At 30.2% G+C, this 18,175-nt stretch carries 23 protein-coding genes; 12 read left to right on the top strand and 11 right to left on the bottom strand.

The genetic code is table 11. From position 1 onward, the window contains the following. The first annotated feature begins 2 nt into the window (after positions 1 to 2). Entirely contained in the window at positions 3 to 701 is a 699-nt protein-coding gene (locus tag C7H52_RS12145) for a peptidylprolyl isomerase (RefSeq protein ID WP_106464323.1), read from the top strand. Between the two features lie 26 nt (positions 702 to 727). On the opposite strand, the gene C7H52_RS12140 is transcribed toward C7H52_RS12145, so the two are convergent. Next, on the bottom strand, positions 728 to 1,330 hold the full coding sequence (locus C7H52_RS12140) for a trimeric intracellular cation channel family protein (RefSeq protein ID WP_181256249.1): 603 nt from the start codon (positions 1,328 to 1,330) through the stop codon (positions 728 to 730). A 20-nt stretch (positions 1,331 to 1,350) separates the two neighbouring features. Further along, positions 1,351 to 2,097: an RDD family protein gene (locus tag C7H52_RS12135; protein ID WP_106464173.1), complete on the bottom strand. Its 747-nt coding sequence runs from the start codon at positions 2,095 to 2,097 to the stop codon at positions 1,351 to 1,353. 66 nt (positions 2,098 to 2,163) lie between these two features. Here C7H52_RS12135 and C7H52_RS12130 point away from each other — a divergent pair, with 66 nt between their 5' ends. From C7H52_RS12130 to C7H52_RS12100, 7 genes are all read left to right on the top strand, one after another. Further along, a complete protein-coding gene (locus C7H52_RS12130; RefSeq protein ID WP_106464172.1) occupies positions 2,164 to 3,141 on the top strand; it encodes a stage II sporulation protein M in 978 nt (325 codons plus the stop codon). Beyond that, positions 3,128 to 4,072 carry a hypothetical protein gene (locus tag C7H52_RS12125; protein ID WP_106464171.1) on the top strand — a complete coding sequence of 315 codons (945 nt, stop codon included), beginning with the start codon at positions 3,128 to 3,130 and terminating at the stop codon, positions 4,070 to 4,072. The genes C7H52_RS12130 and C7H52_RS12125 overlap by 14 nt, the downstream gene beginning before the upstream one ends. Further along, on the top strand, positions 4,062 to 4,826 hold the full coding sequence (locus tag C7H52_RS12120) for a DUF4129 domain-containing protein (RefSeq protein WP_106464170.1): 765 nt from the start codon (positions 4,062 to 4,064) through the stop codon (positions 4,824 to 4,826). Before C7H52_RS12125 ends, C7H52_RS12120 begins: the two co-directional genes overlap by 11 nt. Next, a complete protein-coding gene (locus C7H52_RS12115) occupies positions 4,819 to 6,033 on the top strand; it encodes a DUF4350 domain-containing protein (protein ID WP_106464169.1) in 1,215 nt (404 codons plus the stop codon). Before C7H52_RS12120 ends, C7H52_RS12115 begins: the two co-directional genes overlap by 8 nt. Further along, positions 6,014 to 7,051, top strand: a complete 1,038-nt coding sequence (locus C7H52_RS12110) for an AAA family ATPase (RefSeq protein WP_106464168.1) — start codon at positions 6,014 to 6,016, stop codon at positions 7,049 to 7,051. Before C7H52_RS12115 ends, C7H52_RS12110 begins: the two co-directional genes overlap by 20 nt. 63 nt (positions 7,052 to 7,114) lie before the next feature. Beyond that, positions 7,115 to 8,446 carry a DUF58 domain-containing protein gene (locus tag C7H52_RS12105; protein WP_106464167.1) on the top strand — a complete coding sequence of 444 codons (1,332 nt, stop codon included), beginning with the start codon at positions 7,115 to 7,117 and terminating at the stop codon, positions 8,444 to 8,446. Positions 8,447 to 8,515: 69 nt separating this feature from the next. Continuing rightward, positions 8,516 to 9,454, top strand: coding sequence for a LysR substrate-binding domain-containing protein (locus C7H52_RS12100; protein WP_106464166.1), 939 nt, complete (start codon positions 8,516 to 8,518; stop codon positions 9,452 to 9,454). 29 nt (positions 9,455 to 9,483) lie between these two features. On the opposite strand, the gene C7H52_RS12095 is transcribed toward C7H52_RS12100, so the two are convergent. Both C7H52_RS12095 and C7H52_RS12090 read right to left on the bottom strand, forming a co-directional pair. Beyond that, positions 9,484 to 9,678: a hypothetical protein gene (locus tag C7H52_RS12095; RefSeq protein WP_106464165.1), complete on the bottom strand. Its 195-nt coding sequence runs from the start codon at positions 9,676 to 9,678 to the stop codon at positions 9,484 to 9,486. Positions 9,679 to 9,815: 137 nt separating this feature from the next. Further along, complete coding sequence (locus C7H52_RS12090; protein WP_106464164.1) at positions 9,816 to 10,277, bottom strand: DUF4442 domain-containing protein; 462 nt, start codon at positions 10,275 to 10,277, stop codon at positions 9,816 to 9,818. Between the two features lie 186 nt (positions 10,278 to 10,463). Between C7H52_RS12090 and C7H52_RS12085 the strand changes: the two genes are divergently transcribed. The 3 genes from C7H52_RS12085 to C7H52_RS12075 all read left to right on the top strand — a co-directional run bounded on the left by C7H52_RS12085 (position 10,464) and on the right by C7H52_RS12075 (position 13,640). Next, a complete protein-coding gene (locus tag C7H52_RS12085; RefSeq protein WP_106464163.1) occupies positions 10,464 to 10,799 on the top strand; it encodes a PadR family transcriptional regulator in 336 nt (111 codons plus the stop codon). 1 nt (position 10,800) lies between these two features. After that, positions 10,801 to 12,654 carry a PspC domain-containing protein gene (locus tag C7H52_RS12080; RefSeq protein WP_106464162.1) on the top strand — a complete coding sequence of 618 codons (1,854 nt, stop codon included), beginning with the start codon at positions 10,801 to 10,803 and terminating at the stop codon, positions 12,652 to 12,654. A gap of 149 nt (positions 12,655 to 12,803) precedes the next feature. Then, positions 12,804 to 13,640 (top strand): GIN domain-containing protein, encoded by an 837-nt coding sequence (locus C7H52_RS12075; RefSeq protein ID WP_106464161.1) that lies wholly within the window; start codon positions 12,804 to 12,806, stop codon positions 13,638 to 13,640. 72 nt (positions 13,641 to 13,712) lie between these two features. On the opposite strand, the gene trxB is transcribed toward C7H52_RS12075, so the two are convergent. Further along, positions 13,713 to 14,696, bottom strand: coding sequence for a thioredoxin-disulfide reductase (trxB, locus tag C7H52_RS12070; protein WP_106464160.1), 984 nt, complete (start codon positions 14,694 to 14,696; stop codon positions 13,713 to 13,715). A gap of 205 nt (positions 14,697 to 14,901) precedes the next feature. Here trxB and C7H52_RS12065 point away from each other — a divergent pair, with 205 nt between their 5' ends. Beyond that, on the top strand, positions 14,902 to 15,282 hold the full coding sequence (locus tag C7H52_RS12065) for an arsenate reductase family protein (RefSeq protein WP_146130053.1): 381 nt from the start codon (positions 14,902 to 14,904) through the stop codon (positions 15,280 to 15,282). 65 nt (positions 15,283 to 15,347) lie between these two features. On the opposite strand, the gene C7H52_RS12060 is transcribed toward C7H52_RS12065, so the two are convergent. The 6 genes from C7H52_RS12060 to C7H52_RS12040 all read right to left on the bottom strand — a co-directional run bounded on the left by C7H52_RS12060 (position 15,348) and on the right by C7H52_RS12040 (position 18,175). After that, positions 15,348 to 15,797 carry a ferritin-like domain-containing protein gene (locus C7H52_RS12060; protein WP_106464158.1) on the bottom strand — a complete coding sequence of 150 codons (450 nt, stop codon included), beginning with the start codon at positions 15,795 to 15,797 and terminating at the stop codon, positions 15,348 to 15,350. A gap of 73 nt (positions 15,798 to 15,870) precedes the next feature. Then, positions 15,871 to 16,011, bottom strand: coding sequence for a hypothetical protein (locus C7H52_RS13485; RefSeq protein ID WP_181256241.1), 141 nt, complete (start codon positions 16,009 to 16,011; stop codon positions 15,871 to 15,873). Between the two features lie 85 nt (positions 16,012 to 16,096). Then, positions 16,097 to 16,258 carry a DUF1328 domain-containing protein gene (locus C7H52_RS12055; protein WP_106464157.1) on the bottom strand — a complete coding sequence of 54 codons (162 nt, stop codon included), beginning with the start codon at positions 16,256 to 16,258 and terminating at the stop codon, positions 16,097 to 16,099. 175 nt (positions 16,259 to 16,433) lie between these two features. Continuing rightward, entirely contained in the window at positions 16,434 to 17,507 is a 1,074-nt protein-coding gene (locus C7H52_RS12050; protein ID WP_106464156.1) for a DNA topoisomerase IB, read from the bottom strand. A gap of 8 nt (positions 17,508 to 17,515) precedes the next feature. Beyond that, on the bottom strand, positions 17,516 to 17,953 hold the full coding sequence (locus C7H52_RS12045; protein WP_106464155.1) for a hemerythrin domain-containing protein: 438 nt from the start codon (positions 17,951 to 17,953) through the stop codon (positions 17,516 to 17,518). Positions 17,954 to 17,974: 21 nt separating this feature from the next. Beyond that, positions 17,975 to 18,175: a hypothetical protein gene (locus tag C7H52_RS12040; RefSeq protein WP_106464154.1), complete on the bottom strand. Its 201-nt coding sequence runs from the start codon at positions 18,173 to 18,175 to the stop codon at positions 17,975 to 17,977.

Below are 18,175 nucleotides of genomic sequence, written 5' to 3'. Positions count from 1 at the left end.
ATATGCAAAAATTAAGTTGGGTAATTTTAAGCTTTATTATTCTGTCTTGCCAATCAAATACCTCTAAAAATACTACCGAAGATACTACTCAAGATAATATAAAAGCAACTAAAGTTATAAAAAAAGATACAGTTAAAAAACCAAAAAAAACTTATCCCTATTTAGATGAGGATAACGCAATGGAGTTTTTTCTGGAATACGAGAAAGAGAATAAAGAGACTAAAGTTAGATTAACAACAACTTTTGGAGATATTGAGATTTTACTATACAACGAAACAAAGTTTCATCGCGCTAATTTTATTTACCTTACAAAATTAGGAGCATTTGATAACACACAATTCCATCGGGTTGTAGAAAACTTCATTATTCAAGGTGGAAATACAGATAATGTTGATGTAGCAAAGCGTCGAAGAAAAATTGGTCACTATTTATTACCTACAGATACTAATAGAGGCTTTACTCATAAACGCGGTGTCATTTCTATGCCCAGCAGTGATATAGAAAATCCACATAAATTAGCTTCACCTTACGAATTTTTTATTGTACAAACCGATAGTTATCATCTTGATGGCGATTATACTATTTTTGGTGAAGTCATTAAAGGTATGGATGTGGTAGATAAAATAAATTCGGTTAGAACCGATGAGGCTGAATGGCCTTTACACAATGTTTATATTGAAAAAGCAGAAATTTTGGAGTGATTTTTTTGCAGTCTTCAGTCTTAAGGCTAATCCCTATATAAACTTGGTAATGATATCTTAAATTTTACAGCAAGACTTCTTGAAATAATAACTACAGAACCAGAAATAATAAAAACTAAATCGGAATCTATAGCGGTAAATTTTAATAAGAAATATACAAAACCACCTAAAATACAAGCGGTTGCGTAAATTTCTTTTCTAAAAATCACAGGAATTTCATTACATAAAATATCTCTAATAACACCACCAAAACAAGCACTCATAGTTCCCAATGCAATACAAATTAAAGGGTGCAATTCTGCGTTTAGCCCTTTCTCTATTCCTACAACTGTATATAATCCAATACCTATAGTGTCAAAAAGGAAAAGTGACTTTCTCAGGTAGTCTATTTTATTTTTAAATATAATGGCTAATACGGTTGACGAAATAATAACGTAAGCAAATGTCATGTCTTTCATCCAAGCAACTGGTGTATTCCCTATTAAAACATCTCTTAACGTACCTCCGCCTACAGAGGTAACAAATGCTATAATTAGAACACCAAAAATATCCATACGCTTATTCATGGCAATTAAAACACCTGAAATAGCAAATGAAATTGTCCCTAAAATGTCTAGTATGTAAAACATGTTAATTTCCATAAATAATGCTACATGTTTTGAGTAAAGTAATTATAATCTTTTAAAATTGTTGTAAGAAATTCAACATCGTTGCTTTCTTTTTGTTCGGTAATTTTAACTACTTCTATAACTTTTTGTCTTAGTTTTATTAAAGTAGCATAGTCTTTATCCTTCTTAGCTTTTTCAAACGTTTCTTTAATAATACGTGCATCATTATCGGATAAACGAATGACATTAAGATATGTTGGTTGATATGCATCTTCCAAATCCATTAATATGGTCTGGTCTATACCAATTTTATTTTTTAAAGAAATTACACCAGTACCTGCGGTAATATCTCCTAAGCGCTGACTGTTTTTTGTAGAAACAATAGTAATGACTCCAATTATACCAGAAAGTAAGTTTATATCTACAATACGAAATAGCCATCTTACTAAGAAATCTGGTAAAGAAGCCTGGTAGCCATCTATTTTAACCACTTGAATTTTTAAAATTCTTTTTCCAATGGTTTGGCCATCCATAATACTTTCTAAAACCAGAGTATATATAAAAAACGGGAAATAAATTCCTATAATTATAGCTGTTGCAGACCATTGATCCATTTTTTCTAGGACTCTTTCAAAATTAAAAACTTTAAAAAGCAGCAAACTCATGGTAGCTAAATAAGCTACTTTAATAATAAAATCTACAAGGTATGCCAAAATACGCTCACCAACACTTGCAGCTTCAAAATTAATGTTTACATTTTGTGTGGTATTTATCGCTATTAAAGTCATTCAGCAGTAAAAAATGGTCGTTTTTTTAGTTTTTAAAAATAAAAATTTATGTAGCTTTGAGCCTATATGAGAGAAGTCGCTTTTATAAAGAAAAACAAGCAAAAATGGCAGGATTTTGAGACCGCTATTTTTGGCAAACAGCTTAAAAATCCCGACGAATTAGCTTCACTTTATACACAATTAGTAAACGACCTTTCTTATGCACAAACTTATTATCCCAAAAGTAAAACAATTCTTTACTTAAACAACCTGGCAGCGAAAGCTTTTCAAAAAATTTATAAAACTAAGCGTCAAGATACCAACCGTTTTGTTTATTTTTTTAAAACTGAAGTGCCTTTAATTATGTACCATTACAGGCGTTATGTCGCGTACGCCTTTATTATATTTGGAGCATTTGCTGCAATTGGAGCACTTTCGGCTGCTTATGATGATTCTTTTGTGAGATTAATTCTTGGAGACTATTACGTCAATTTAACTTTAGAAAATATAAAAAAAGGAGATCCTGTCGCTATTTATAAAAGTGGTAGTAATTGGGGTAGTTTTATAGGGATTACTCTAAACAATTTATACGTTGGTATATTAAACGTTGTTTATGGTGTTTTTGGAGGCTTAGGTACAGGCTATATTTTAATGGAAAATGGTATTATGATTGGTGCATTTCAATATTTTTTTGAAAAAGAAGGTGTGCTTATGCAAAGTGTTCGAGGTATATGGATACACGGTGCAATGGAAATTTTTGCTATTGTAATTGAAGGTGCTGCAGGATTTATAATAGGTGCTAGTATTTTATTTCCTAAAACTTATTCCAGACTAACCTCATTTAAACATGGTGTAAAAACAGGAGTTAAAATTTTAATTAGTACGTTTCCATTTACTATTTGTGCTGGATTTTTAGAAGGTTTTGTTACCAGATATTCCAACGTTATGCCCAATTGGTTATCTCTAGGAATCATTTTTACCACATTAAGTATAATTACCTACTACTATATTATTTATCCACATCGGGTTCACAAAAAGCAACAGTTAAATTATGCAACTATATAAACAAAGAGATTTTTCATCCTTTTTTACAGATACGTTTGAGTTTATTCGCCAAAATGGAAAACATTTTTTTAAGTATTTTTTTATAATTAACGGATTCTTTATTCTTATTCTAGCCGCATTAAGCTATGTTTTTAGCGAGTTCTTTTTAAGAGACCTTTTTAATAATTTCGGGGTTGGCGGGATGTCTACAGACTTAGATAGTATCCTAAATGCAAATCCTATATTATTTGTAACCTTAATTATAAGTATGGTTATTGTAGGGTTGTTTTTTGCAGTCATATCTTATGCTTACACTCCAATATATTTCAGATTATACGAAAAAAATGAGCGCACTAATTTCGCCATAAAAGAAATTGTAAATTCATTTAAGGAAAACGCAGGTAAAATAGTTATGTTTTTAGTACTTGGTTTTTTAATGCTTCTGGTATTAATTATTCCTATTGCTATAGCTGGGGTTATTTTGGCTATTACTATGGTTGGTATTTTACTATTACCATTACTAGTAGCGTTAATTGCTGGATTATATAATATGACCTTGTTAGAATTTATTAATCAAAACAAGAAAAGTTTTTTTGATTGTTTTGGTTACGTTTGGAAACTTATTACCTCAAAATTCTGGCATGCTGTAGGTTGTATGGGTATATTTTATCTAATGAGTTACATTGTACAAATAGGTTTAAGTATTTTTCAGTCTATAATAAACGTGTCTACAAATATTACCGTACCAGAAAATGCTTTAGAAGGAGACAGCACAAGCATGGTGTTTATTTTTATAAGTATTATATTATTTGTGATTTCATTTTTAGTGGGTATTGTACTTAATTGTATGTTACAAATTAATCAAAGTATTGTGTATTTTGGATTAAAAGAAGAAAGTGAAAATATAAATATGAAAAGTGAAATAGATTTAATTGGTCAAATTGAAAACTAACCTGATATATTTTCTAATAGTCATAAATTTATGCTTTTTTTCTGCTGAAGGATTATCGCAAGAAACGTCTGTGCCTTCTAATGAAATTAGTATAGACACCACTTTAACACAAGATTCTTCAAACGTAGAACCCAGACGATTTAATAATCTTAAAGAACGTTATACTGAAGATGCTTTTAATTATGAGCGCACCAAAGAAACTTCTGGCTGGTGGACGCGTTTTAAACAATGGTTAAGCGACCTATGGCAAAGTCTTTTTAATATAGATTCTAAAGGTGAAGCTGCACAATTAACAGATGTCATGCTTAATATTGCTTCAGTAATTATTATCCTTTTAGTAGTTTATTTTATTTATAGAGCAATCATTAACAAAGAAGGTAAATGGGTATTTGGCAAATCTTCAAATAAAACTATTATTCCTGTAGATGCAGTAGAAACAAATATTCACGAAACCAATTTTGAAACCTTAATTTCTTCAGCTGAAAGTGAACTACAGTACAGATTAGCCATTAGGTATTACTATTTATGGCTTTTAAAAGAATTAACTCGCAAAGGTTTAATAGAATACGATGCTGAAAAAACCAATAGCGATTATCAGTTAGAGCTTACTAATCATACTCAAGCCGAAAAATTTGCCTATACCTCATATTTGTATAATTACATCTGGTATGGCGAGTTTACTGTTGATGAGATTCAGTTTTCAAAAGCTAAAAAAGCATTTATTCACTTTTTAAATAGCATAAAAAATGGGTAAAAGTCTTAAAGCATACATTATTCTACTTCTTGTTTTATTTGGATTTATATTCTACGTTCAAATTACTGCGGAAAAACCGGTAAACTGGGCAAAGACTTATAACGAAACCGATAAGATTCCTTATGGCACCTTTATTTTTTATAATGAATTACCAGAATTATTTCCAGAATCTCAAATTACAACCATAACAACTAGTCCATACGAATATTTTGAAGCTTTTAAAGACACTTCAAATGTTGAACCATCTGGAATTTATATGCATATTGATGAATTTGCCCAACTGGATGACGTTTCAGCAGAAAAATTATTAGACTTCACCGCTAAAGGAAACATCTTATTCTTGGCTTCAAGTTACATCCCTAAAGTGTTTCTGGATAGTTTACAGATTGAAACCGATAATAATTTTAGTTTTAAGGGTAAAGCAACACTTAATTTGGTAAACCCTAAGTTTAAAAACGATTCTATTTTTATAGAAAAAGGGTTAACCAATGTTTATTTTAAAAACGCTAATTATAAAACCACCACTATACTAGGAACTCAAACTTTTAAAGATTCTACTTATACCAATTTTATAAAAACCACTTACAAGAAAGGGACTTTCTATTTGCATTTACAACCTAGTGTTTATACTAATTTTAGCTTATTAAAGTCTAAAAAACACCAAGTTTATACTGAAAATACATTAGGCTATTTACCGAATGCTCCAATATTTTACAAATCTAAAATTCGTCTAAGCACACCAATTAGTGGCTCAAAACTACGTTTTATTTTAAGTCAGCCCGCATTAAGATATGCTTGGTATCTAGGCTTAATTTTACTTGTATTATTTATTATTTTTAACACTAAACGAAAACAACGTGTAGTTAAGACAATAACGCCATTAGGCAACTCTACTTTAGAATTTATTAAAACCATTGGAAATTTATATTACGAAACTAAAGATCATAACAATCTAATAGATAAAAAAACAACCTATTTTTTAGAATATATTCGTCGAGTGTATTACTTAGACACACAGGTTTTAGATGAAAAGCTTATTAAAAACTTAGCTTTAAAAACCAACAGAAGTAAAAAAGATATTACAACTTTGGTTAATGCTATAACACAATTAAGAGCAAAACCGGAAGTCACAGAGCAGGATTTATTAGATTTAAATACATTAATAGAAGAATTTCATAACCATAAGCATGGATCATACAACAGATAACTTAAACGAGGATTTTGAAAAAACTTTAAATCCAGAACCTAACGACAATGTAAACTTTACAAATCGTATTGATTTAAGCGAATTACAGGAAGGTGTCGCACAAATTAGAACAGAAATTAGCAAAGTCATTGTTGGACAAAAAGGCATGATAGATATGCTAATTGCTTCTATATTAGCAAATGGCCATTCTTTAATTGAAGGTGTTCCTGGTGTTGCAAAAACCATTTCTGCAAAATTATTAGCAAAATCATTGGCTATAGATTTTAGTCGTATTCAGTTTACACCAGATTTAATGCCAAGCGATATTTTGGGAACCTCTGTGTTTGATATGAAAACATCAGAATTTGAATTTAAAAAAGGGCCCATTTTTTCAAACATGATTTTAATTGATGAAATTAACCGTGCACCTGCAAAAACACAAGCGGCTTTATTTGAAGTTATGGAGGAACGACAAGTTACCATAGACGGAAACCAATATAAAATGGATTTACCGTTTATTGTGTTAGCCACTCAAAATCCTGTAGAACAAGAAGGTACCTATCGTTTACCAGAAGCACAATTAGATCGATTTTTATTTAAAATTGATATTGATTACCCAAATTTGGAAGAAGAAATTGAAATTATTACCAGAGAACAGGGTTTAAAAGGAAGCAAGAAAACCGATAAAATAACTCAACACTTAGATAAGTCGAAAATTGAAGCATTTCAAGAACTTGTTAACCAAATAATTATCGAGCCAAACCTTATTAAATACATTGCCGATTTAATTGTAAACACCAGAACAAACCCATTTTTATATTTAGGTGCTTCGCCAAGAGCTTCCATTGCTATTTTAAAAGCTAGTAAAGCATTTGCAGCTATGCAAGGTCGCGATTTTGTTACTCCAGAAGATATTAAACGTGCTGCAGTTCCTGTATTACAACACAGAGTTATTGTGACTCCAGAACGAGAAATGGAAGGAATTACCACAAAACAAATTATTGCTCAAATAATAGATGCTGTAGAAATTCCAAGATAATTCTGATTTACGAATTGGGAATTTCTTAAGACAAGTCAATTTTAAACGATTTAACTTAAATAAATGAAACAACTTAAAAGCCTTTACATACAAAATAGATTTTTTTACGTCTGTATTGGTCTTATTATTTTGTATGTGCTAAGTTTTATCGTTCCTGTATTGTTAGATATTACAAGCTTATTACTTGTGGTTCTTTTAGGTCTAGTAGTTTTGGATCTATTAGTCCTTTACTCGTCTAAAAAAGGACTTACGGGTTCTAGGAATACTCCAGAAAAATTTTCTAATGGCGACCAAAACGAAGTCTCAGTTAAGCTTCAAAATTACTATAGCATTCCTCTATTTGTTTCGGTTATAGATGAAATTCCTGAGCAATTTCAGGTAAGGAATTTCAAAATAGACAAAAAAATGAAGCCTTTATCGGAGCTTCAACTTACGTATCAATTAAGACCAACCGAACGTGGCGAATATCAGTTTGGCCATTTAAATGTCTACACCAAAACGCCGTTTGGTTTAATAGCTAAACGTTATAGGTTTAATAACGACATCATGGTTCCTACCTATCCAAGTTTCATCCAGTTACGTAAATACGATTTAATGGCTATGACTAATAATTTACACCAATATGGTGTAAAAAAAATTAGGCGTTTAGGACATACTATGGAATTTGAGCAAATTAAGGATTATGTCTTGGGTGACGATTTAAGGACTATTAACTGGAAAGCTACAGCCAAACGAAACCAGTTAATGGTTAATCAGTTTCAAGATGAGAAATCGCAACCTGTTTATGCCATTATAGACAAAGGGCGAGTTATGAAAATGCCTTTTAACGGCTTAACTTTATTGGATTACGCCATAAACTCGGCATTAGTAATTAGTAATGTGGCTTTAAAAAAACAGGATAAAGCAGGTTTGTTTACTTTTTCTAATAAAGTAGAAAACAGAGTGGTTGCAGAACGTAGAACGTCCCAAATGAACTTAATTTTAGAAACGCTTTACAATGTTAAAACTAATTTTAAAGAAAGTGATTTTGGACAATTGTACGCTAATGTTAAGCGTAACATAACTCACCGGAGTTTACTATTGCTCTATACCAATTTTGAAACGCTTGATAGTCTTAACCGTCAACTACCCTATTTAAAAGGTCTGTCTAAAAATCACTTATTAGTTGTCATCTTTTTTAAAAACACCGAATTAAATCAATTTATAGACCAAAAAGCCGAAACGGTTCAACAGGCTTACGATAAAGTAATTGCTGAAAAATTTGCGTTCGAGAAAAGGCTTATTGTAAACGAATTGAAGAAATATGGAATCTATAGTATTTTAACTACTCCAGAAAAACTTACTATCGATACTATTAATAAATATCTTGAAATAAAAGCTAGAGGGCTTTTATAAAAATTTATATGTTATTAAGCATAGTGATTTCTTATAGTTTTCATATTTTTATAGTCTAAACCTATCATAATGACTATTACACAATTAGAATACGTTTTAGCAGTTGCAGAGCACCAAAATTTTACAAAAGCTGCGGAACATCGCTTCGTAACCCAGCCAACTTTAAGTATGCAAATACAAAAGCTGGAAGACCAGTTGGATATTTTAATTTTCGATAGAAGTAAAAAACCTATAGAGCTTACTGAAGTTGGTAAACGTATAGTTGCACAAGCTAAAAATATTGTTAATGAGTCTCACAGAATACAAGATATTGTAGACCAACAAAAAGGTTTTATTGGCGGCGAATTTAAACTTGGAATTATTCCAACGGTTATGCCAACGCTATTACCAATGTTCTTAAAAAGTTTTATTAAGAAATTTCCAAAGGTTAAACTTAAAATTGAAGAATTAACCACTGAAGAAATTATGTCTCGATTAAACGAAGGTCATTTAGATGCCGCAATAGCTGCAACACCTTTAGAAAGCGAAACAATTAAAGAGCGCGTGTTATATTATGAACCATTTGTAGCCTACATCCCTGAAAACCATCGTTTGAAATCTAAAAAAACTATAGATGTATCAGATTTAGATTTAGAGGACATGTTACTTTTGGAAGATGGACACTGTTTTAGAGATGGAGTTATTAATTTATGTAAAGCTTTTAAGACACAACATGATGAAACGTTCCAATTGGAAAGCGGAAGTATCGAAACTTTAATCCGCTTATCTGATGAAAATTTGGGGATGACACTTCTGCCCTATTTACATACTTTAGAGCTTAATAAATCGCAAAAAAACAACTTACATTATTTTACAGAACCTTCTCCAGCACGTGAGGTGAGTTTAATTTTTCATAAAAGTGAGCTGAAAATGCAAATTGTTAATGCCTTAAAAGACAATATAGCCTCAATTATTCGTGGTGCAATTGCATTTCAGAATGTTCAGATTATAAGTCCACTGTCAAAATAATAAAAGCCTCTAAAATTAGAGGCTTTTTTTTATTGTAATAAATGTAAACTTTGATTTAGCTCTGGGTTATAAAAAGCTAAAGATTTAATATATATTTTTAATTCTTCAATTTCATAAGGCAGTAAGCGTTTAAATGCCTTTTCTACTTCTATATAAAATAAATTTGAATCAAAACTAACCTTGCTAAGTACCATTTTTGTGTACTCGAACATTGCTCTTGCCATAATAATTTAGATTTAAAATTAAAGAGTAAAGTTTTAACTATATGCAACAGGATTTAAATTCACTTAAATATAATCATTTTTTAGATAAAATATTTAAACTTTTATCATTTTATTAACTAATTATTAACAAACCCAATTTATATAGAACTCTTCACTTTTAATGACCATTCAAAATTAAATGTAGACACTACAACGCCATCCTTGTTTTTTCCTTCAGCCTTCATCCAAATCGTTTGTCCTTCTCCTGTTTCAATACTTTTTTTAATAGCATCGTCAACTAAAAGCCCGTCATTACAAGTAAACGTAATTAAACCTGTCGCTTTTTTTGTAAATGTTGCGTTGTTAGAAGTTACTAACATAGAAATTTTCTTTCCCGAGCTCTGAATTTTTGACATCATTAAAGCACCCGTTGAAAACTCTGCTGCCATACCTTGAACTGCCCAAAACATAGAGTTAAATGGATTTTGATTTATCCATTTATGCTTCACAGTAGTGATACATTGCTCATCATTTAAGATTTTAGTTCTTACACCACAAATAAACGCAGCGGGTAATTTATAAAGGGTAAAAGTGTTTAATTTACTAGGTGTAAGCTTCATAGTTTTTGTTTTATTTCGGCTAAAATAGTTAAAATATAATTAGCTATAATTGTTAATATTTTGTTAATTTTAAGTACTTTGTATTGCATAATACCTTTTTTTAAACATATATTTGCATAAGCAACTATTATATAGTTTAATTAACATAATACATCTTATTAATGATTTTAATAAAAACACCTATACATGAAAATTGAAAACACAAAAGCACAAATGCGAAAAGGTGTTTTAGAGTACTGCATACTTTCTGTCCTTAAAGACGACGATGCTTACGTTGCAGAAATTCTGGATACTTTAAAAGACGCAAAACTGCTTGTAGTAGAAGGTACTATTTATCCTTTACTTACCAGACTTAAAAATGCGGGATTATTAAATTACCGCTGGGAAGAATCGACTTCTGGTCCTCCAAGAAAATATTACGGATTAACAGAAACCGGACAATTATTTTTAAAAGAACTAACCACAACTTGGGACGAGTTACGACACGCTGTAAACATGGTCACTAATACAAAATCTAACTAAAATGAATAAAACAGTCAACATAAATCTAGCAGGTCTATTTTTTCATATAGATGAAGAGGCTTATAACAAATTACAAAACTATTTAGAATCTATCAAACGTTCGTTTACAGATTCTCAAGGTAGAAGTGAAATTGTAAGTGACATTGAAGCAAGAATAGCTGAACTTTTTACAGAACGTATTAAAACAAGTAATCAAGTAATTGGCTTAAAGGAAGTTGAAGAGGTTATTGCCATTATGGGACAACCTGAAGACTACTTAGTAGATGATGATATTTTTGAAGATGAACCAAAAACTCATTACAAGAAAAGTTCTACCGTTAAAAAACTATTTAGAGATACCGAAAACTCATACATAAGTGGAGTAAGCTCTGGTTTAGGTCATTATTTTGGTATAGATGCCATTTGGGTAAGATTAATTTGGATTCTTTTAGTATTTGGTTTTGGTACAGGATTCTTAGTTTACATTTTACTTTGGATATTTGTTCCTGAGGCAAAAACTACAACCGATAAATTACATATGACAGGTGAGCCTGTAACGATAAGTAATATTGAAAAAAAAATTCGTGACGGATTTGAAAACGTTTCAGATAATATAAAAAATGTAGATTTTCAAAAACATGGAGACAAACTAAAAGAAGGTTTTGATCATGTAAGTGATAGTATTTCAAGTTCTTTTAAAAACGCCAAAGGAAATACACACCTAAAAAACACAAGTACGAACTTTTTTGACACTATAGGAAACATTGTTGTTTTTGTGGTAAAAGTATTTGCAAAATTTATAGGGGTTATTTTAATGTTTACAGGTATAAGTATGGTTATTGGAACGCTTATTAGCCTTTTAACTGTAGGTATTGTTAAATCGGTACATATGCCAGGTATAGACTTTGTAGATTTATCTATAAATTCTGCTACACCTATATGGCTCTTAAGTTTAATAATATTTCTTTTTATAGGAATATTTGCCTTCTTTATTTTCTACTTAGGTTTAAAAATGGTAGTACCAAACTCAAAATCTATTGGTAGAACAGCAAAATATGCTTTATTAGGTATCTGGTTTGCCTCTTTAATTGGGCTAATTTATTTAGGCGTAAGACAAGGTATGAGTTACAAGGAAAAAGCTAAATTATCTCAAACCGTACTATTAGAACAAATAAAGAGCACAGATACTTTACGTTTAGCAATGACTTATAATGATAATTATAGTGACACGTTTTATAGAGATAGTGATTTTGAAAGTGTAACCAATCAAAACGGGCAAAGAGAAATATACTCTCAAAACATAAGACTTATAGTAAAATCCACTAGAGATAGTATTGCTAAATTAAAAATTGAAAAATCTGGCAACGGTTTTACTTATGAAGAAGCTAAAGATAGAGCTGAAAATATAGCTTATAATTTCAAAATAAATAACAACGAATTACTATTAGACAATTACTTTTTATTAACTAACAATAGTAAGCCTAAAGACCAGCGAGTTACCGTTACTTTATATATGCCAGTTGGAAGTGTTATTTTTGCTGAAGAAAATACATATCAATACCATCGCAATAATTCTAGGTATTATAATGATATGTTAGATAATGGTTTTGAAGAACATTATTTAACAGTCGCTAAAAATGAATTTATTTGTAACGATTGTCCGGTTGAGGATGAAGATTTTAATGATGATGATTTTGAAATTGACGTGAATATAAACGGTGAAAATGGAAAAATTAAAATTAATTCTGATGGCCTAAAAACATCAAATAATAATTTGGAGTTAATAATTGATAGTTCAGGAATAAAATCAAACTCAGAAAATTTAAAGATTGATATTAATGATAAGGCTGTTAAGGTTAATTCTAAAAATAATTAATCATGGTAGCATTAGTAACTTTTATTGTAGAAACAATAGTTAATATTTTAATCTAACAAAGCTTAATTTTTTGATCTTTTAAAACCGTCTCTTACTTTAAAACGTTTGGGACGGTTTTTGTTTATATTTGCAACATAATATAATAACCAATGAAAAAAATAGTATTCACATTAACCATGCTTTTATTTGTTAGCATGGCTTTAAACGCACAAACAAAAGAAAAAATTAAAGGTAGCCGCGAGGTTGTAAAAAGTTATAAAGTTATAGATTCTTTTAATCGCTTGGTTTTAGGAGACGATATTGAAGTACGTCTTTTAAGAAGTGATGAACCTGCTATAGAAATTACAGCAGACGACAATTTAATAGATGTTATTGCGGTAACTAATTATGATGGCGAAATGACTATAAAAACCACTATGCGTATTGCCTCTTATAAAACTTTAAAAATTACCGTGTTTTATACAGATGCTCTGGAAGCTATTATGCTAAAAAATGAAGCTGAAGTTCACTCGGACATTACACTAAAATTTAATGATTTAACCGTAGTAACTCAAAATGAATCTAAAGTTTTTTTAACCGTTACTGCCGATAAGTTTAAAATAACACATAACGACGATTCTAGTGCAAAATTAAATGTTACCGCAAAACAAATTGCTTTAGAATTAAATGACAATAGTAAATTAGAAGCTTTAACCACGGGAGATACTATTGAAATAGATATGCTGCAACGTGCAGAAGCTGATATTGAAGGAGATACAAATAATTTAGAACTTCATGTAGATAATTCTTGTGAATTTGATGGTAGACGTTTTACAACTAAAAACGCTATAGTAACCGCTAATAACAGAGCTAAAATTAATATTGAAGTTAATGAGACTTTAAAACTTTCTGCAGAAGGAACCAGTGAGGTATCTATTTATGGCAACCCAAAAATAGAATTAGAGAAATTTGCAGATGAAGCTATTTTATATAAAAAGAAATTATAGGTCTAATAAGCCATAGTAATAAATAAAAAAACCGAAACACATGTTTCGGTTTTTTTATACTTAATTATTCTTTTAATTGTAAGTAGATGTAGCTACTTCAAAATCTGCATCTTTAGCTGCTAAATAACGTTCTGCATCTAAGGCTGCCATACAGCCAGTTCCTGCTGCTGTTATGGCTTGTCTATAGACATGATCTGCTGCATCCCCACTAACAAAAACACCATCTACATTTGTTTTAGATGTTCCAGGTTTTTCATACTTAATGTAACCTGTTTCATCTAAATTAATGTAATCCATAAAAATATCGGTGTTAGGTTTGTGTCCTATAGCTACAAAAAATCCAGTTGCTGGAATTTCTTTAAATTCCTGAGTTTGGTTATTTTTAACTTTAACACCAGTAACTACTTGTCCATCCCCTAAAACCTCTTCGGTTTCTGTATTAAATAATATTTCTATATTCTCGGTTTTTTTCACACGTTCTGCCATGATTTTAGATGCTCTAAATTCATCTCTACGAACTAACATAGTAACCTTCTTACATAATTTCGATAAGTAATGCGCTTCTTCACAAGCACTATCTCCTGCTCCAACAATAACGACTTCTTGATTACGATAGAAAAAACCATCACAAACCGCACAAGCAGAAACTCCTCCACCAAGTTTTAAATATTTTTGTTCAGACTCTAAGCCTAAATATTTTGCACTTGCTCCTGTAGAAATAATTACCGTATCTGCGTGAAGTTCTTTTTCATCATTAATCCATACTTTATGTACAGATCCTGAAAAATCTACTTTGGTAACCCAACCGTTTCTAACATCGGTATCAAAACGTTCGGCTTGTTTTTGTAATTGAATCATCATTTCAGGTCCAGTAATTCCATCGGGATATCCTGGAAAATTTTCAACCTCATTAGTTGTTGTTAATTGTCCTCCTGGCTGAGTCCCTTGATATAATACGGGATTCATATTAGCTCTGGCAGCATAAATAGCGGCAGTATAACCTGCAGGTCCAGAACCTATAATTAAACATTTTACGTGTTCTATATTTTGAGACATAATTCTTTATTTTATAGCAAAAATATCAATTTTATGAGTAAGATTACTTAAGAATTATCAAAAGTTATTATCTATTAATTATAAAAAACTATGAAACGAGATTTTTACTTTTAACGAAATTTAAAGATTATTATAAATTACAAGTCTTAAATTTAACTTACTAACCAAATCCTATAAGATGTCAATAATAAACACACATAAAAACATGATCAATTTATATTATAGTTCAGAAAGTCAACTTGGCAAAAAAGTATATGCCTATTTAAACGATTCTGATAAAGAGCTACTAGCTATAGATGTTACTAAAACAAACGTAACAGGAACGCAATGGAAAACAATTAGTGACCAATTAAATATTCCAATTAGAAATTTGATTGATGTAAACTTATCTGATCTGGAATTTAATGAAAAAGAAACTGCTAATTTTTCTCAAGACGATTGGATTAAGATTTTAAATAAAACACCTCAAGTTTTAAATCATCCAGTAGTCATTCATGAAAACAAATATTACTTAATACAAGATGCTCAGGAAGCTTTAAAGTTTATTGAAGATCCAAGTGCTGGTATAGATGAGCGAAAAAAATAATTTTATTATTTAAACAAAAAAAAGACCGCAATTGCGGTCTTTTCTTATTAGAACATTTAAATAGTTTAACTTAAATCTTCTAATGTTTTAATAGTAGATAATCCACTTTCAATTTTAGACTTTTGAGAGGCTAAAATGTTTTGGGTAGTAGATGGTAAAGCGGTTTCGTTTAAAACCTCTTGATATTCATTAACAGAAGCTTTTTCTCCTCTAATAGCTTCTTCTAACATAGATTCTTCGTTTTCTGTAGAAAATGCAGCTTTAACATCCATCCATGCTCTATGAGCAGTACCTGTTAAACTTCCACCTTTATCTACGTCTTGTCCGTAAGATTTAATCTCAGATTTTAACTCATGACCAAAGTCATATCTTTGTTGTGCTTTGGTTTGAAAATAGTTCTTAAGCGCAGGATTTTCAACATTTTCTGCTGCTTTTTTAAATCCTTTCTCAGCATCATAAGTTTTTTCTAATAAGGCGTTTAATTTTTGTCCGACTTCTTCTGTGTAAGTTTTCATAGCTTTTAGTTTTTTTCGGTTATTAATAATTTGGTAAATTCTCTATTTCATAGCAATTTTAAAATGTGTAGAATTAATCTACAGCATCTTCTACATCATCTGCAACATCTTCTACTGCATCTTCAACTTTTTCTCCTGTAGATTCTTCTCTACAGCTTGTAAATACTGTTGCAACAGCAAACAACATTACAAATGTTAAGGCTACTTTTTTCATGGTATTAGTTTTAATTGATTAATATTGGTTTGGTTGATTAATTTAATGGTTAGTTAAATTTTAATTGTTGGTTAGTTTTGATAAATTATCTTTTAAATCCACCTTTTATTAGTGATAAAATAAATAGCACTATAAAAATGAAAAATAAAATTTTAGCTATTCCAGCTGATGCTCCTGCAATTCCACCAAAGCCTAACACAGCTGCGATTATTGCAATTACTACGAATGTGATTGTCCATCTTAACATAATATTGATTTTTTAGGTTAGTATTTTAATTATAGTTTAAAGATACTATTACAAAATGCAGAAATCATTATGTTTAAGTTAAGCTTAAGATGGTTTTAGGAGTTTTTAACGACTTTATATTGATATTAAGATATAATTAAGAAGAAATAGAATTAGTTTATTAACTTTTAACAAATTAAGCAATTGGTTTGTAAGCTTCTAAAAGTTTTATTAATGCTTTTTCATTATGGTTTAAATAATCATCATCAACTACACTCTGTGACATTTTAAAAAACGGCTTTATCGAGTCGTCTTGATATGCTTCAATAATTGCGGGATGTACATAATATTTTTTACAAACAGCTCTTGTATTACCTAAAGCTTTCGCTGCTTGATCATAAGAATTTAAAATATTTTTTTTCTTTTGTTCTTCATCAATTGTAGCATCGCAATGTAAAAGGGTTTCAAATGCAATTTTGGATGCAGACCATGTTCTAAAATCTTTTGCAGTAAAAACACTACCAGTTATAGATTTTAAATAATCATTTAGCATTGAACTATTAATTTGATGTTTGTCTCCATCTGTATCATAATACTTAAACAAATCCCAACCTGGTATTTCCTCACATTGCATTATTAATTTGGTAAGTTTTTTATTTCGAAGTGTAACCGAATGCTCTTTTCCTTTTTTTCCAACAAATTCAAATTTAATTTTGTCTTTATAGGTCTTAACATGTCTACTACGTAAGGTTGTTAAACCGTAGGTTTTATTTCTTTTAGCATACTGGTCGTTTCCAACACGAATGTGGGTTTCTTCTAAAAGTCTTATTATTAATGCTAATACTTTAGTTTGTGTCCAGTTATCCTGATCTAAATCTTTATCTACTTGTGCTCTAATTTTAGGTAAATGATAGGCGAAATATAATTGCTTAAAAAATTTAGTTTGATTTCTAATTTCATTCCATTTAGGATGATATTTATATTGTCGCCTGTTTTTGGCATCTCTTCCTACAGCTTGAAGATGTCCGTTTTCTATATGAGATATTTTAACTTTTTGCCATGCAGGAGGAATAACTAAAGTTTGAATTCTTTTTAAAACTTTTTTAGTTTTAATAATTGACTTTAGTTTTAAATAAATAAATTTTTCTCCTTTTTTCTCTCGTCTTATTTGAAGTTGTTCAGGATAGATATAAACTAAATCAAATTCTTCTATTACCTTTTCGGGTTCTAAAAGAATTTGATTATAAATGGTATTTTCAAATGTTTTCATTTATACCATTATAAATTATTTTTCATTGAATTGGAATATTCATTTGCCAACTCTGTTTTTTGTGATTCATTAAACACTTTACCTGCCATCTGAAAAAACGAGTGCTCTTCATCTTTTAAATGATGTTCTACTTTTTCCTTTAAATTTTTAGCTATTTTTAACCAAGCAGACGACTCCATACTTGTTTCGTCTAATTGCTCGATTAACTCATCTATCTCGTGATGTTCTGCAATGCCATGCCTTGCATGTTCCTGCATCATATCATTAGAAATTAATGGTTTGTAAAAATGTCTTTCTTCTGCTATAGCATGAGCATCCAACTGTTTTTTTAATGACTTGTAAATATGCTCTCTAGATTCGGTTTTACCAGAAGTATCCACAAGTTTCTCTAAAAGATTTCTTTGTACATCATGGTCTGCTCTAATGGCTTCAAAAATGTTTTTCATGGTGGTTGATTGTTTTAGATTTTATTTAAAGATTTTTTTTATAAAATATAGCATACCAAATTTTCCAGCGTATTTCGCGCCGGTTTGCAACCATTGTATAGGCTGTAAATCTTCTTTTAGGTCGTGCTTTATCATTTTAAGCTCTTCAAGAGTAATATTTTTCTCTAATTCCAATTGCCTAAGCTCAAGCTCAATCTCTTCAAACGAATTATAAATTTTCAT

This window comes from Aurantibacter aestuarii, from assembly GCF_003008425.1.
Classification (GTDB): domain Bacteria; phylum Bacteroidota; class Bacteroidia; order Flavobacteriales; family Flavobacteriaceae; genus Aurantibacter; species Aurantibacter aestuarii.
Note: the sequence above shows the minus strand (reverse complement) of the source record. Positions and strands in the feature narration are given on the sequence as shown.